The organism is Streptomyces sp. Go-475, assembly GCF_003330845.1.
GTDB lineage: Bacteria > Actinomycetota > Actinomycetes > Streptomycetales > Streptomycetaceae > Streptomyces.
The window spans coordinates 8,532,795-8,546,475 of sequence record NZ_CP026121.1 but is presented as its reverse complement, the minus strand read 5'-3'; the positions used below and the strand labels follow the sequence as shown (position 1 = coordinate 8,546,475).

Sequence of the window (13,681 nt, the reverse complement as noted above, 5' to 3'; positions counted from 1 at the left end):
ACGTCAGGCGTCGGCGGTCGCGGGCGGGGACGGAGCCGGTTCCAGGCGGACGCAGCAGTGGCCGGGGCTCGGGGCCAGGCATGCCTGGAGGGTGCCGTCACCGCGTCCTTCGAGGACGCCGCTGAGCAGGTGGAGGTTCATGCCGCACACGGTCTGGGTGTGCTCGCGGGCCAGTTCGTGGAAGGGGCAGTTGCCCAGCACGATCGCCTCGCCGTCGAAGCGCGGCTCGAAGCCGTACCGCTCCAGGAGGTCGAACACGCTCGCAGCGTCCTGCGCGGCGAGCTGCGCGCCGAGGGTCCGGGCCTTTCGGTGCAGGACGGTGCGGACCGGTTCGCCGGTGGTCTCGGCGTCCTCCAGGGCCTGGGCGAGGAGCCGTCCGGCCAGTTCGTAGCGGCGTTCCGGCAGGCTGACGGTGACCTGCTTCGCGGAGCGCTTGTACAGCTTGGCCGGCCGTCCGGCTCCCGGGCCGGTGCGGCCGCTGCGGCGCTCGTAGACGACGTCCAGGAGTGCTTCGTCCGCCAGGCGGTCCAAGTGGAAGGCCGCGGTCTGGCGCGCCAGGCCGAGGGCGGCAGCGGCTTCCTCGCGGCTGACCGGTCCCGGCTGCCGTACGACGTGGTCGTACAGCCTCCTGCGGGTCGGCTCGTCCAGAGCGGCGACGGCGGAGACATCGGACGGGGGTGCCTCATTCGGGTGGTCCACGAACACCAGTGTAAAACCCACAGCTCTTGACTAAAGAAGCGTCGCGTACTTCTATCGTTAATGAAAGTTGTCGATAGAAGGGACGGGCGTCATGTCGTCCGCAACCACCACCACACCGTCCACCACCCCCAGGCGCGGCGCGCTCGGCGATCCCGGCTACCAGGCGTTCGTCGTCCTGCGTACGGGGTTCACCGCCGCGCCGATCCTGTTCGGGCTGGACAAGTTCGCCAACCTGCTCGTGGACTGGCCGGTCTACCTCGCGCCGTGGATCAACGACGTCGTGCCGGGCAGCGCCCAGGCGGCCATGTACGCCGTGGGGGTGATCGAGATCGTCGCGGGTCTCGTCGTCGCCGTGGCCCCTCGTTTCGGGGGCTGGCTGGTGGCCGGATGGCTGGCCGGCATCATCGTCAACCTGCTGACCATCCCGGGCCACTACGACATCGCGCTGCGCGACTTCGGACTGCTGCTCGGCGCGGTCGCCCTCGCCCGGCTCGCCCAGCGCTACCGCGGAGAGCGGCGACCGCACTGACCGCCGACAGCGGCCCGGGCGGCGGCAGGGCCGGCGGAGGGGAGGCCGGCTCCGAGCGACTTGGCGTCTCGCACCTGAGGGCGGGTTCTCGATCGCTTGCCCGGTCCGTACGGTGTTCGCGTGAAGGACACGCTGATCGACGATCTCCGTACCGCGTATGACACCCGACTCCGGGGCGTCGCCCCGCCCGGCGGCGGCGCCCGCGTCGAGCGGGACGGCCCGTTGACCCGTGTCGTCGGGTGGCACCGTGGCTTCGTGACGGGACCACGGGACCTCGGTGTGCGCGGGGAGGAACTCGACACGCTCACAGCGCGGCAGCGGGACTTCTACGCCGCCCGGGGTGAGGCGGTGGAATGGAAGACCCGCGCCCACGTTCTCCCCGCCGACCTGACCGAGCGGCTCACTGCGGCCGGCTTCGTCGCCGAGGACACGGAGACCGTGCTCATCGGGCGGTCCGCGGACCTCGCCGCCGACCCCGTCCTGCCCGACGGCGTGACCCTCCGCCGTGTCACCGCCCGGTCAGACCTCCAGCGCATCGCCGCCCTGGAGAGCACCGTCTGGGGCGAGGACTGGAGCTGGCTCGCCGACGAACTGACCGCCCGGATCGGTCACGACCCGGAGAACGCCGTCGTCCTCGTCGCCGAGGCACGCGGTGAAGTCGTCTGCGCGGCGTGGCTGGTGTTCCAGGACGGCGTCGACTTCGGCGGCCTCTGGGGCGGTTCCACCCTCGCGGAATGGCGTGGCCGGGGCATCTACCGGGCCATGGTCGCCCACCGGGCCCAGCTCGCCGCCGAACGCGACGTCCCCTACGTCCATGTCGACGCCTCGGCCGACAGCGCCCCGATCCTCACCCGCCTCGGCCTGCACGCGGTCACCACGACGACGCCGTACGTCTGGTCGCCCTGACACCGACCGACCTCGACGCGGTGTCGATTGTCCGGTCCTGATGGGGCGCGGCATGCTGCTCCCATGCCGTTGAAGACGATCCCTCCGCTGACCCGCCGCACCCTGATCCGCGCACTGGGCTCCGGGGCCGTGCTCGGTGGGCTCGCCGGGTGCGGGGTCCCGGCGGCGTACGTGCGTCCCGGTGATCGTGACGCCACCGACCTGTCCGCGACCGACCGGCGGCTGGTCTGGGCGAACTGGCCGCTGTACATCGACGTCGACGAGGAACAGCCGTCACGGCGGCCCACCTTGGAGGCCTTCGAGAGGCGGACGGGGATCTCGGTGGACTACGTCGAGGAGATCAACGACAACGACGAGTTCTTCGGCAAGGTCAGCCCCGCGCTGATGAACCATCAGTCCACCGGCCGGGATCTGATCGTCGTCAGTGACTGGATGGCCGCGCGGTTCGCGCGGCTCGGCTGGGTGCAGGAGATGGACCGGGCGCGGCAGCCGAACGTGTCCAGGTACCTGGACCCGCAGCTGCGTTCGCCTGCCTTCGACCCCGGCCGCAGGTGCACGGTGCCGTGGCAGTCCGGGATCACGGGGATCGCGTACAACCGGCGCCGGACGGGCCGCGAGATACGGCGGGTCGCCGATCTGTGGGCGAGCGACCTCAAGGGCCGGGTCACCCTGCTGTCGGGCCTGGACGAGGCGTTCGCGCTGCTGATGCAGGGCAACGGGGTCGACATCGGCAGGTGGACGGCCGACGACTTCCACACGGTCTGCGACCAGGTGGAGAAGCAGGTGCGGCGGGGGCAGATCCGGCGCTTCACGGGCAACGACTACATCAAGGACCTGTCCAGCGGCGACGTCCTGGCCTGTCAGGCGTACTCGGGCGACGTGATCCAACTCCAGGCGGACGACCCGGACATCGAGTTCGTCGTCCCCGAAGAGGGCGCCGAGCTGTGGGCCGAGTCGCTGATGATCCCCAACCTCGCCCGCCACAAGGCGAATGCCGAGCGGTTGATCGACTACTACTACGAGCCCGAGGTCGCCGCCGAACTCGCCGCCTGGGTCACCTACGTCTGCCCGGTCCCCTCCGCCCAGGACGTCCTCGCCTCCGCCGGGGACCCGGAGACCGCGGCCCTCGCCGAGAACCCGCTGATCTTCCCCGACCGGGAGATGCGCGGCCGGCTCGCCATCGCGCGGGACATCACCTCGGCGGAGCGGGCGGAGTTCGCGCGGCGGTGGAACCGGATCGCGGGGTTGTAGGCGCAGCCAGGGCTGCTGGACGGGTCAGGGAGTGAGTTCCTTGCGGACCAACAACGTGAACGCGGTGGCCGACGCCTCCCGTTGTACGTCGACACTGGGCGCTGGTCCGCTCACCGCCGGGAGCCTCAGTGCCTTGACGTCAGAGGCCGGGAAGTCCTCCCGGGCCAGGCCCAGGGTGACGTGGGGCCAGAAATCGTCCTCCACGATGTCCAGGTACTGGGTGATGTCCTGCTGGATGCGTGCCAGCTCGGGAGTGTGTTCGATGCCCAGGCGGATCTGTTCTCCCTTCTGGACGGTGTCCTCGTCGTACCGGTAGCTCGGGTTCTTCCTGAGGGTCCAGCTGCCGTGGCGTACTTCGCCGGTCAGGCGGATGGCCGGAGCGGACCATGCTCCGTCGGTGATGAACGAGCGCGCGTCGTCCAGTTTCCGTTCGTCGGCGCCGTGCAGGAAACCCAGGGTGATGTGGATGTGCTCCGGGTACTGCGGGTCGACGCGGTCCTGGCACTGCCGTTGCACGTCGACGAGGTCGTCGACGAGGTCGGGCGGGACCCTCAGGCAGATGAAGGCGTTCGTCCTCTGTCCACCGGCCATGGCGTTCCTCCGCGTGTCGGTCGATCCGGTCACCAGTCGGCGGTATGCCTTGCCCCTGGGCGGCATGGGCCGCTCATGCCGGACGCGGTTTCACCCGGACGGCCGGACGGCCGCACCGCGTGACCACCCCGCTCAGCCGAGGTCCAGGTCGGTGTGCAGCACGTGGTGGTCGGAGGCCGGGGTCGGCAGCACGCGGTGGTCGAGCGGGGTGATGCCTCGCAGGAAGACGTAGTCGAACTTGAGCTGCCAGTCGGTGGTCGGCTTGCAGGTGCCGGTGGGCGAAGGGCCGCACTGGGGGTCCGTATCCGTGGCCAGTGCCCACATCGGGGCGAGTTCGGGGGCGTCCGGCACGGCGTTGAAGTCGCCGAGGAGGATCGCGCGGTCGTGCCGGGCGGCCTCTGCCGCGAGGACGCGGACCTGGCCCGCCCGCACCTCCTCCTGGCGCCGTTGGGCGAGGTGGGTGTTGAAGACCCGGACCGAGCGGCCGCCCACGGTGGTGGTGACCGCCACGTACCCGCGGTCCTCGGAGCCGCCGTCGGGATACTCCTCGGTGACGACGTCTGCCATCGGTGCCGCCGACAGGACCGCCTGGCCGAAGGCCCCCGGGTTCCACGGCGCTCCCCCGCAGCGGCCCCAGTTGCGGAGCACCGTCCCGTACTCGACGTGGTACACGAGCCCGTGGAGGTTCTCCAAGTAGTCCCGGATCAGCTCGACATCACGGACGCACGCCTCTTGCAGGCCGATGACCTGGGGGGCGTACGCGGCGATCTCCGCCGCCCGGTCGACGTTGCTCGTCTCGCAGGGGTTGCAGATGTTCCACGTCATGACCCGGTTCGGTACGACATCCCTGACGGGCTCGACGAGCGGGGTCCCGGCGGAGACCGCGCCGCTCGGCGCGCTGGGGCCGATGAGCACCATGCAGACGACGGTCAGGACACCCGCGAGCAACCGCATACCGCTTCTGAGCACCGTCGCCTCCTCCAGGTGGACACACGTGGCATCCGAGGTTCCTTGGACGAGGTTATGGGACGGAGTCGCGGAACGGGATCACGGATCCGGTGGTGGGAGTGGGAAACCCGGGCGGACGGCGACCGCCCGCCCGGGAAGTCAGCCGCTGTGGACGCCGACCTCGTAGAGGGAGTAGCCCCAGTCCGTGGCGCGTTCCAGGCCCTGGATGCGTACGTGTCTGGCCGGTGCGGCGGTGAAGTTCGCGGTGTCCAGGCCGCCGTCGCCCGCTGTCGTGGACCAGGCGGTGCGCCAGTTCTCGCCGTCGGTGGACAGCTCGACCCGGTACGACTTCGCGTACGCGCGCTCCCAGTCGAGGGTGACCCGCCCGACGGTCCGCGTGGAGCCGAGGTCGAGCCGGTACCACTGGTCGTCGCTCCAGTCGCTCGCCCAGCGGGTCCCGCCGTCGCCGTCGACGGCCCGGTGCGGCTTGAGGTCGGTGAACAGGCTCCACTCGGAGGAACTGGCCGACGGGGTGGCGCCTGTGGCGAGATCGGTCCCGGCCTCGTGGGTCTCGGAGGCCCTCCACGTGTCGAGGTAGGACTCCGCGCCGCGCAGGAGGTCGTTCACCACGTCCTGGCCGCCGACGCGGCGGATGTCCTCGATCCAGTCGGGGACGAGGCCGTAGTGCGCGGCTCCGTCGGTGTTCAGGTCCCAGGTGCGCTCGCCGGTGACCTGCCGGTCGAGGACGGAGCCGCCGTCGGCGCTCTTGAAGGGGTACTCGACCTTGTTCGGGGCGTCGGCTCCGCGCGGGGCGGGCCAGCCGCCGACGCCGTTCATGTCGGTGCCGTAGCCGTAGCCCACGCCGTACTTGTCGCGCAGGGCCTTGGTGCGCCTCGCCTCCGCGACGAAGTCCTCCGAGCCGTGCATGTACTGGGCGATGAAGCCGCCCAGGCCGTAGACCCGTTCGGTCCACTCGGCGTCCATCCAGCTGTGCGAGGAGAGCACACCCGGGTAGGAGGCGGCCTCGAAGAGATCGAGCACCCGGCCGGTGGCCTTGACGCTCATGTGGTCGATCTCCAGCATCATCCCGCGCCGCATCATGCCGCGCACGGCGTACTCGCCGAGTTCGGTCAGTCCGCGGACGTTGCACCGGGCGTCCGCGCTGTAGCCGGGGACCTCCACGCCCGCCGGGAGCTTCGCCTCGGCTCCGGCCGCCGGCGCGTTGCCGATGGGGTTGTCGGCCTGGGGGCCGGTGCACTTCTCCGTCATCCAGAAGGTGCCGGTCGACAGGAACTGGCCGACGTTGATGGCCGTTCCGAGCGTGCCGGAGTCGAAGCGGACACCGCACAGGGCGTTGTCGAACTTGTGGCACAGGAACATGCTGCGCACGCCCAGGGAGTGCAGTTCGTCCAGGCCCTTGTCGATGTCGGCCCTGCTGCACTGCGCGATGTCGAGGACCTGCTTGCAGCCGAACGGCTCGGAGGTCTCGACGCCCAGGACGACGGCCAGTTTGCCCTGCTCGATGACCTGACGGGCCTGTGCGCTGTCGGTGACGATCCGGAAGAAGCCCTTGCCGGGCCCGCCGTAGATCTTGTCGATGTAGGCCTGCATGTCGTACGTCAGCTTGGCCTGGAGGCGGATGGACGTCATCTCGTCGCAGCCGCGGTCCTTGAAGAAGTACACGGAGCAGATCACGCCGTTGGTGACGAGGTCGTTGACGAGGACCCGCTGGCCGCCGCGCCAGGCCCGCTCCACCCAGGCGTAGTAGTTCTGCTGGTGGGTCAGGGAGTCGTGGGCGGGCCAGTCCTTGAAGGTGGGCCAGCCCACCGGGTCGTGTGTGCCGTCGCCGCCACGCGTGATGAAGTCGAAGACCGCGAGCGAGCCGTCCGGATAGTGCTCGGGGCAGTCCTTGAGCGCGTCGGCGACACCCTGTTCGGAGAACGGCTTCCCGCAGATCAGGCGTCCGCCGAACGCCTCGTTGGCGAAGATGTGGTCGTGCGCGTCGACGAAGCCGCGGACCTCTCCCCCGGCGTCCGTGCCGGTGAAGGGCGCGCCGGTGACGTTGATGCCGGAGTCGGGGGCGGGCCGTGCGGTGGGGTTCCACCAGTCGGTGCCGGCCGCCGAACTCGGCGCGGGGCCCAGCACGACGGCCAGCACGAGCAGCAGGAGCGACACCACGGTGACGTTCTTGCGCCCGTGGTTGCGGCGTTCGGCACTCGTCACGACCCACGTCCCTCGGTCAGCGGGAGGCGGGGTCCACGGCCAGGCAGCCGATTGTCATGACCTCGCCCAAAGGTGCGACGAGGATCACCCCTGCCGCTTGACGAGTCAAGCCTCAGGGAGAGATGAGCTACTGACAGGTAATCACTACGTCCCGCCGTCGGTGTCAGCTCTTGCCTCCGACGTGGTCGGCCGGGCGGCGGGAGCGGGTCAGGGCCAGTCCGCCGAGGGCTGTGGCGATCAGCCCGACCACGAGGGCCACGTAGGCACCGCCGAGTCCGTTGCCGGTGCCGAGGCCGCCGTCGGCGGTGGCCGCGACCAGGCCGCCGAGAACCGTGCCGGTCAGCGCCGTCACCAGGGCGAGCCTGGCCCCGAGGGAACCCCGGGCGGTGCCGAGACGACCGGCCGGGCGGGCCAGTGCCAGCCAGGCGAGGGCCACACCGGCCAGCCCCAGCAGGGCGCCGGTGGCTGCCCCGAGGCGCCCGAGGCCGAAGTCGTAGACGTCGGCCGCTGCGGGCGGGGCCGAGGGCCGGGCGGCCGCCGGCGCGGCAAGCGCGATGCCGGCGACCAGGGCCGCCGCAGTGGCAGTGGGCAGGGCGGCCGCTGTGGCGGTGAGCAGGCGGCGAACAGACATCCCGGTGCTCCTTCTCTTGCTGCGAGTGGGTGCCGCCCGAGCATGTCCGGCGGACCCGCGCCCGGTCGTCCGGCGGACGCGGACACTTCGCACTGCCGCCGGTGCCGCACCGGGCTACCGCGATCGCCGCAGGCGGCCCGCGGGTACCGCGTGTGCGGTAGCCGGCCGTCGCCCGCGAGACGGACTCGCCCGTGGCGGCGGCCGGTTAGGGTGCCCGTCATGAGTGACGGGGGGAGCGGCGTCCGGGCCCGTGTCGTGGACTGGGGCATCGCCGGCGGTGTGGCGGCGGCGCTGCTGGTGACCGGGCTGTTCGGGCAGCGCTCCGCCGCGAGCCTCGATGTGCTCGGCTACGCGCTGCTGGCCGCGGGCGGGCTGGCGCTGGCCGCGCGCCGCCGGGCTCCGATCGCCGTCCTGGCCGTCACCGGGCTGTGCGCGGTGGGGTACCAGGCGGCCGGTTTCGACGTGCCCGCCGTGGCGTACCTGTTCGCCGTGCACGCGGCCGTGCGGACGGGGCACCGGACCGTCACGGTGGCGGCGAGCGTGGCCGTGCTGGGGCTGCTTCCGCCGGCGGCCCTGATCTCGGGTCTGCACGACACGGGCGAGGCGTTCGCGCGGGCCCGGGGCGCCCTGGAGATCGCCTGGCTGATCGCGGCCGGCGCCGCGGGTGAGGCGCTGCGGCAGGCCGAGCGACGGGCGGACGAGGCCGAGCGCACCCGGGAGGAGACCGCGCGGCGCCGGGCCGACGAGGAACGGCTCCGCATCGCGCGGGAGTTGCACGATGCGCTCACCCACCAGATCTCCGTCATCAAGGTGCAGGCGGAGGTCGCCGTGCACGTGGCGCGCCGACGCGGCGAGGAGGTGCCGCCCGCCCTGCTGGCGATCCAGGAAGCCGGGCGTGAGGCGGCCCGTGAGCTGCGGGCGACGCTCCAGGCCCTGCGCGACGACGACACGACCCCGCCGCGCGGCCTCGACGACGTCCCGGACCTGGTGGCACGCGCCCGCGCCATCGGCCTGGACGCGACGCTGACCATCGAGGGGCGACGACAGGACGTGCCGGCCGCCGTGGGCCGGACCGTCTACCGGATCGTCCAGGAGTCGCTCACCAACATCGCCCGGCACGCGGACGCGAGCACGGCGTCGGTGCGCATCGACTGCGGTCCGGACGCCCTCGCCCTCCGCGTCGACGACGACGGCAGGGCGACTCCGGACTCCGCCCCGCCGCCCGGTCTCGGCCTGCTCGGCATGCGCGAACGCGTCACCGCCCTCGGCGGCCGGCTGCGCGCGGAACCGCGGGGCGGTGGCGGCTTCACCGTCCAGGCCGAACTTCCCGTGGAGCACACGTCATGATCCGGGTCCTGCTCGTCGACGACCAGCCGCTCATCCGCAGCGGGTTCCGCGCGCTCCTCGACCTGGAGGACGACATCGAGGTGGTGGCCGAGGCGGCCGACGGGCGGGAAGGCTTGGAGCTGGCCGTGAAGCACCTGCCCGATGTGGCTCTCATCGACGTCCAGATGCCGGTCGTCGACGGCATCGAGGCGACCCGGCGCATCGCCGCCGACCCGGCCCTGGCCCGGGTGCACGTCGTCATCCTGACCAACTACGGCCTGGACGAGTACGTCTTCGACGCGCTGCGCGCCGGCGCCGCCGGGTTCCTCGTGAAGGACATCCTGCCGGAGGACTTCCTGCACGCCGTGCGCGTCGCGGCGCGCGGCGAGGCCCTGCTGGCGCCCTCCATCACGCGCAAGCTCATCCACCGCTACGTCACCCAGCCGCTCCCCGCGACCAGGGGGAAGGGACTGGAGGAGCTGACCGGCCGTGAGCGGGAGGCCGTCGCCCTGGTGGCGCGGGGCCTGTCCAACGACGAGATCGCGGGCCGGATGGTGATCAGCCCGATGACGGCGAAGACCCACGTCAACCGGGCCATGGCCAAGCTCCACGCCCGTGACCGGGCCCAACTCGTGGTGTTCGCCTACGAGTCGGGCCTGGTGGTCCCGCCCGGCTCCTGACGCGGCCACGGCCTGGGTGCCTGCCGCGACCCCACTTGCGCGCTCCTCGGCCGCGCCTTCGGGGCCGGGGTGGGTCAGGAGCCGCAGCAGCCGTCCGCCGGTGCCTGTGCGGCAGGAGCCGGGGCGGCGGCCGGTGTGCCGAGCTGGACGAGCCGGGGCACCGGTGCGCAGCAGCCGCCGCCGTCGGCCCGGTCGGCTTCGGGGGTGTCGAAGAGGCCGACGCCGCCGCACACGCCCGTTTCGGGGAGGGTGAGTTCGACCCGGTCGGCGGCCTCCAGGTCGCCGGCGATCGCCGCGGCGACGGAGCGGACCTGCTCGTAGCCGGTGAGGGCCAGGAACGTGGGCGCGCGGCCGTAGGACTTCATGCCGACCAGGTAGACGCCCTGTTCGGGGTGGGAGAGCTCGCGGTGGCCATGGGGGCGGACGGTGCCGCAGGAGTGCTGGTTGGGGTCGATCAGCGGGGCGAGCCTCACCGGGGCCTGGAGGCGCTCGTCCAGGCCGAGGCGGATCTCGGAGAGGAAGGACAGGTCGGGCCGGAAGCCGGTCAGCACGATCACCTCGTCCACGGGATCCAGGCGGCGGCCGTCCTCGCCCACCAGGACCAGGCGCCCGTCGTCGTCGCGCTCGATGGCGTCGGTCCGGAAGCCGGTGACCGCGTCCGCGTGCCCCTCGTCGACGGCGGCCTTGGCCGCGAGGCCGAGGGCCCCGCGCGCGGGTAGCTGGTCGGCGGTGCCGCCGCCGAAGGTGGAGCCGGAGATGCCGCGGCGCAGGAGCCACACCGCCTTCGTCCCGGCCCCGTCGCCGGCCCGGGCCAGGTCGGCGAGCCGGGCCAGGGCGGTGAAGGCGGAGGCTCCGGAGCCGAGCACGGCGGTGCGCCGGCCCGCGTAGCGGGCGCGGACCGGCGGGTCGTCGAGGTCCGGGACGCGGTAGGTGACGCGGTCGGCGGCCGCGCGCTCGCCGAGGGCGGGCAGACCGCTGCCGCCGGCCGGGCCCGGAGTGGTCCAGGTGCCGGAGGCGTCGATGACGGCGCGGGCGAGGAGCCGCTCCTCGGTTCCGTCGGTGCGGGTGACGTGGACGACGAACGGCTGTGTGTCGCGGCCGGCGTCGATGATCCGGTCCCGTCCCGCGCGGGAGACGCCAGTGACGCGGGCGCCGGTGCGGACGCGCTCGCCGAGGGCGTCGGCCAGGGGCTGGAGGTACTGCTCGGCCCAGTCGCCGCCGGAGGGGTGGGCCGAGGGGTCGGGCCTCGTCCAGCCGGTGGGGGCGAGGAGCTTTTCGGCGGCCGGGTCGACCAGTTCGCTCCACGGCGAGAAGAGCCGGACGTGTGCCCACGCGCGCACCGCCGCGCCGGCGGCCGGCCCGGCTTCCACGACCAGGGGTTCGATGCCGCGGTCGACGAGGTGCGCGGCGGCGGCCAGACCGGTGGGTCCGGCTCCGATCACGACGACGGGCAGCTCGGTGGTGGCGGGCGCGTTCACGGCGGCTCCTTGGTTGTTTCGACGTTTGTCGATGGCCTGTGCGGCCAGGATGGCAGCTGCATCGACAAGCGTCAACATAGACATTCATCGAACCAACGAGGATCGACATGATGATCCATTTCCGACCGGGCCACGACCATTGGTTCGACGCATGTCAACATAGACACATGTCGAATACGAAGGCGCTGCCGCTGCTCGAATCCGGCGGACGGGACGGACAAGGGGCGGCACCCTGCTGCCCGCCGCTCACGGAGCGTCCGATGAACGCCGAGGAGGCCGAGACGGCCGCGCGGATGTTCAAGGCGCTGGGCGATCCGGTGCGGCTGCGGCTGTTCTCCGCGGTCGCCTCGCACGCGGGCGGCGAGGCGTGCGTGTGCGACATCTCCGACGTGGGCGTCTCCCAGCCGACCGTCTCCCACCACCTGAAGAAGCTCAAGGAGGCCGGCCTGCTGACCTCCGAACGGCGCGGGACCTGGGTCTACTACCGGGTCGAGCCCTCGGTCCTCGCCGCCATGGGCAGGCTGCTGACCGCTTCTCCGGCCGTCTGACGCCGGCAGCGGGGCGCCGGCGGCACCTGCTCTTCACCCGCTGTCGGCCTGTTGGCCACCTGACCTCTCCTGCGCCTTGACGCGGTCACGTATCGTCTGCCGATATCGGATTCCGTCACATGCGGCCGGGCCGCTGAGGGAGCAGGGCATGGGCAAGCCGTCCACCACCGCGGGACTGCCGGACGAGTTGCGCCGGCGACTGGGCGTACCGGACGCGGTTGTCATCGGGCTGGGGTCGATGATCGGGGCGGGCATCTTCGCCGCGCTCGCCCCGGCCGCGCACGCGGCCGGCTCCGGCCTGCTGATCGGTCTCGCGCTGGCGGCGGTGGTCGCGTACTGCAACGCCACCTCCTCCGCCCGGCTCGCCGCCCGCTATCCGGCCTCCGGTGGCACCTACGTCTACGGCCGGGAGCGGCTCGGCGCGTTCTGGGGCTACCTGGCCGGATGGGCGTTCGTGGTCGGCAAGACCGCCTCCTGCGCGGCGATGGCGCTCACGGTCGGCTCGTACGTGTGGCCGGGGCAGGCCCACGCGGTGGCGGTCGCGGCGGTGGTGGCGCTGACCGCGGTGAACTACGCCGGGGTGCAGAAGTCCGCTGTGCTGACGCGGGTGATCGTGGGCGTGGTGGTGGCGGTGCTCGCCGCTGTGGTGGTCGCCGCCCTGACGTCGGGCGCCTCGGACGCGGCCCGGCTGGACATCGGCGACGACGCGACCGCGGGCGGGGTGCTCCAGGCGGCGGGCCTGCTGTTCTTCGCCTTCGCCGGATACGCGCGGATCGCCACGCTGGGCGAGGAGGTCCGTGACCCGGCGCGCACCATCCCCCGGGCGATCCCGATCGCACTGGGGATCACCCTGGTCGTCTACGCCGTCGTCGCCGTCGCCGTGCTGACCGTCCTCGGCGCGGACGGACTGGCGCGGGCCACGGCACCGCTGTCGGACGCGGCCCGGGCGGCGGGGGCCGACTGGCTCGTGCCGGTCGTGCGCGCCGGCGCGGCGGTGGCGGCGCTCGGTTCCCTGCTCGCGCTGATCCTGGGCGTCTCCCGCACCACGCTCGCCATGGCCCGCGACCGGCACCTGCCGCACGCCCTGGCGGCGGTGCACCCGACGTTCAAGGTGCCCCACCGGGCCGAACTCGCGGTCGGCGCGGTGGTGGCGGTCCTCGCCGCCACCGGGGACGTGCGCGGGGCGATCGGCTTCTCCTCCTTCGGCGTGCTGGCCTACTACGCCGTCGCCAACGCCTCCGCCTGGACCCTGACCCCGGACGAGGGGCGTCCGGCTCGGATCGTCCCCGCCGTGGGCCTGGCCGGCTGCCTCGTCCTGGCGTTCGCCCTGCCGGCGGCCTCGGTGCTCTCCGGTGCGGCGGTGCTGGCGCTCGGCGCCGCCGTGTACGGAGTACGCCGTGCCGTGGCCGCCCGGAACTCCTAGGCGTATGGAGCACGAGCGGTCGGCGCCAGGCGGTCTCCTTCTCGGCGCCGCCCCCTACGGGGCCTCCTCGCCGAGGAGTTCACGGGCGAGTTCCCTGAGCGCTCGACGGTCCTCGGCCAGGGCCTGCCTCCCGGCTTCCGTCGCCTTGTAGACGCGCCGGGTGCGGCCGTCGACCACGCGCTGCTCGGAGACCAGCAGCCCGTCCGCCTCCAGCCGGTGCAGCGTCGGGTAGAGCGTGCCCGGGCTGATCCGGTAGCCGTGCGAGGCCAACTCCTCGGACATCCAGGCTCCGTGGATCTCCTCCTCGGCCGCGTGGTGGAGGATGTGCAGCCGCACCGCGCCCCTCTGGAACTCCCGCACCCGACCCACCTCCGTGCCCGCCGGACAGTGACGCACCCGATATCGGGAACCGATCCTAGCCGGGCCGGGCCGGATCGTCCGGGGCCGC

Annotated in this window: 14 protein-coding genes; 7 read left to right on the top strand and 7 right to left on the bottom strand. The window is 72.5% G+C overall.

Going from position 1 to position 13,681, the window contains the following annotated elements; translation table 11 throughout:
- Positions 1–3 precede the first annotated feature (3 nt).
- Positions 4–705 carry a helix-turn-helix domain-containing protein gene (locus tag C1703_RS38715; RefSeq protein ID WP_114257198.1) on the bottom strand — a complete coding sequence of 234 codons (702 nt, stop codon included), beginning with the start codon at positions 703–705 and terminating at the stop codon, positions 4–6.
- An 85-nt stretch (positions 706–790) separates the two neighbouring features.
- Here C1703_RS38715 and C1703_RS38710 point away from each other — a divergent pair, with 85 nt between their 5' ends.
- The 3 genes from C1703_RS38710 (at position 791) to C1703_RS38700 (ending at position 3,385) form a co-directional block, all read left to right on the top strand.
- Entirely contained in the window at positions 791–1,228 is a 438-nt protein-coding gene (locus C1703_RS38710; protein WP_114257197.1) for a hypothetical protein, read from the top strand.
- 120 nt (positions 1,229–1,348) lie between these two features.
- Positions 1,349–2,134, top strand: coding sequence for a GNAT family N-acetyltransferase (locus C1703_RS38705; protein WP_114257196.1), 786 nt, complete (start codon positions 1,349–1,351; stop codon positions 2,132–2,134).
- Between the two features lie 63 nt (positions 2,135–2,197).
- Positions 2,198–3,385, top strand: a complete 1,188-nt coding sequence (locus C1703_RS38700) for a spermidine/putrescine ABC transporter substrate-binding protein (protein WP_114257195.1) — start codon at positions 2,198–2,200, stop codon at positions 3,383–3,385.
- Positions 3,386–3,409: 24 nt separating this feature from the next.
- On the opposite strand, the gene C1703_RS38695 is transcribed toward C1703_RS38700, so the two are convergent.
- The 4 genes from C1703_RS38695 to C1703_RS38680 all read right to left on the bottom strand — a co-directional run bounded on the left by C1703_RS38695 (position 3,410) and on the right by C1703_RS38680 (position 7,778).
- Positions 3,410–3,976 carry a hypothetical protein gene (locus C1703_RS38695; RefSeq protein WP_114257194.1) on the bottom strand — a complete coding sequence of 189 codons (567 nt, stop codon included), beginning with the start codon at positions 3,974–3,976 and terminating at the stop codon, positions 3,410–3,412.
- Between the two features lie 132 nt (positions 3,977–4,108).
- Positions 4,109–4,930, bottom strand: coding sequence for an endonuclease/exonuclease/phosphatase family protein (locus C1703_RS38690; protein WP_114257193.1), 822 nt, complete (start codon positions 4,928–4,930; stop codon positions 4,109–4,111).
- Between the two features lie 153 nt (positions 4,931–5,083).
- Entirely contained in the window at positions 5,084–7,147 is a 2,064-nt protein-coding gene (locus C1703_RS38685; RefSeq protein WP_114257192.1) for a discoidin domain-containing protein, read from the bottom strand.
- 163 nt (positions 7,148–7,310) lie between these two features.
- Positions 7,311–7,778, bottom strand: coding sequence for a DUF6223 family protein (locus C1703_RS38680; protein WP_114257191.1), 468 nt, complete (start codon positions 7,776–7,778; stop codon positions 7,311–7,313).
- Between the two features lie 219 nt (positions 7,779–7,997).
- On the opposite strand from C1703_RS38680, the gene C1703_RS38675 reads away from it, so the two are divergent.
- Both C1703_RS38675 and C1703_RS38670 read left to right on the top strand, forming a co-directional pair.
- The gene (locus tag C1703_RS38675; RefSeq protein ID WP_114257190.1) at positions 7,998–9,125 is read left to right on the top strand and encodes a sensor histidine kinase; all 1,128 of its coding nucleotides are present in this window, start codon (positions 7,998–8,000) and stop codon (positions 9,123–9,125) included.
- Positions 9,122–9,784 carry a response regulator transcription factor gene (locus tag C1703_RS38670; RefSeq protein ID WP_114257189.1) on the top strand — a complete coding sequence of 221 codons (663 nt, stop codon included), beginning with the start codon at positions 9,122–9,124 and terminating at the stop codon, positions 9,782–9,784. Before C1703_RS38675 ends, C1703_RS38670 begins: the two co-directional genes overlap by 4 nt.
- Before the next feature lie 74 nt (positions 9,785–9,858).
- Here C1703_RS38670 and C1703_RS38665 read toward each other — a convergent pair whose 3' ends face one another.
- Entirely contained in the window at positions 9,859–11,262 is a 1,404-nt protein-coding gene (locus tag C1703_RS38665; RefSeq protein WP_114257188.1) for an FAD-dependent oxidoreductase, read from the bottom strand.
- A gap of 167 nt (positions 11,263–11,429) precedes the next feature.
- Here C1703_RS38665 and C1703_RS38660 point away from each other — a divergent pair, with 167 nt between their 5' ends.
- Complete coding sequence (locus C1703_RS38660) at positions 11,430–11,810, top strand: metalloregulator ArsR/SmtB family transcription factor (protein WP_114257187.1); 381 nt, start codon at positions 11,430–11,432, stop codon at positions 11,808–11,810.
- A 148-nt stretch (positions 11,811–11,958) separates the two neighbouring features.
- Positions 11,959–13,233 carry an APC family permease gene (locus C1703_RS38655; RefSeq protein ID WP_114257186.1) on the top strand — a complete coding sequence of 425 codons (1,275 nt, stop codon included), beginning with the start codon at positions 11,959–11,961 and terminating at the stop codon, positions 13,231–13,233.
- A 54-nt stretch (positions 13,234–13,287) separates the two neighbouring features.
- On the opposite strand, the gene C1703_RS38650 is transcribed toward C1703_RS38655, so the two are convergent.
- Complete coding sequence (locus C1703_RS38650) at positions 13,288–13,593, bottom strand: PadR family transcriptional regulator (RefSeq protein WP_114257185.1); 306 nt, start codon at positions 13,591–13,593, stop codon at positions 13,288–13,290.
- Positions 13,594–13,681: the final 88 nt, after the last annotated feature.

Bases quoted from the DNA above. Each gene is read 5' to 3' on its own strand.
- C1703_RS38690 (WP_114257193.1), bottom strand. From the start codon at position 4,930: ATGCGGTTGCTCGCGGGTGTCCTGACCGTCGTCTGCATGGTGCTCATC.
- C1703_RS38655 (WP_114257186.1), top strand. From the start codon at position 11,959: ATGGGCAAGCCGTCCACCACCGCGGGACTGCCGGACGAGTTGCGCCGG.
- C1703_RS38660 (WP_114257187.1), top strand. From the start codon at position 11,430: ATGTCGAATACGAAGGCGCTGCCGCTGCTCGAATCCGGCGGACGGGAC.
- C1703_RS38710 (WP_114257197.1), top strand. From the start codon at position 791: ATGTCGTCCGCAACCACCACCACACCGTCCACCACCCCCAGGCGCGGC.
- C1703_RS38680 (WP_114257191.1), bottom strand. From the start codon at position 7,778: ATGTCTGTTCGCCGCCTGCTCACCGCCACAGCGGCCGCCCTGCCCACT.
- C1703_RS38675 (WP_114257190.1), top strand. From the start codon at position 7,998: ATGAGTGACGGGGGGAGCGGCGTCCGGGCCCGTGTCGTGGACTGGGGC.
- C1703_RS38695 (WP_114257194.1), bottom strand. From the start codon at position 3,976: ATGGCCGGTGGACAGAGGACGAACGCCTTCATCTGCCTGAGGGTCCCG.
- C1703_RS38670 (WP_114257189.1), top strand. From the start codon at position 9,122: ATGATCCGGGTCCTGCTCGTCGACGACCAGCCGCTCATCCGCAGCGGG.
- C1703_RS38700 (WP_114257195.1), top strand. From the start codon at position 2,198: ATGCCGTTGAAGACGATCCCTCCGCTGACCCGCCGCACCCTGATCCGC.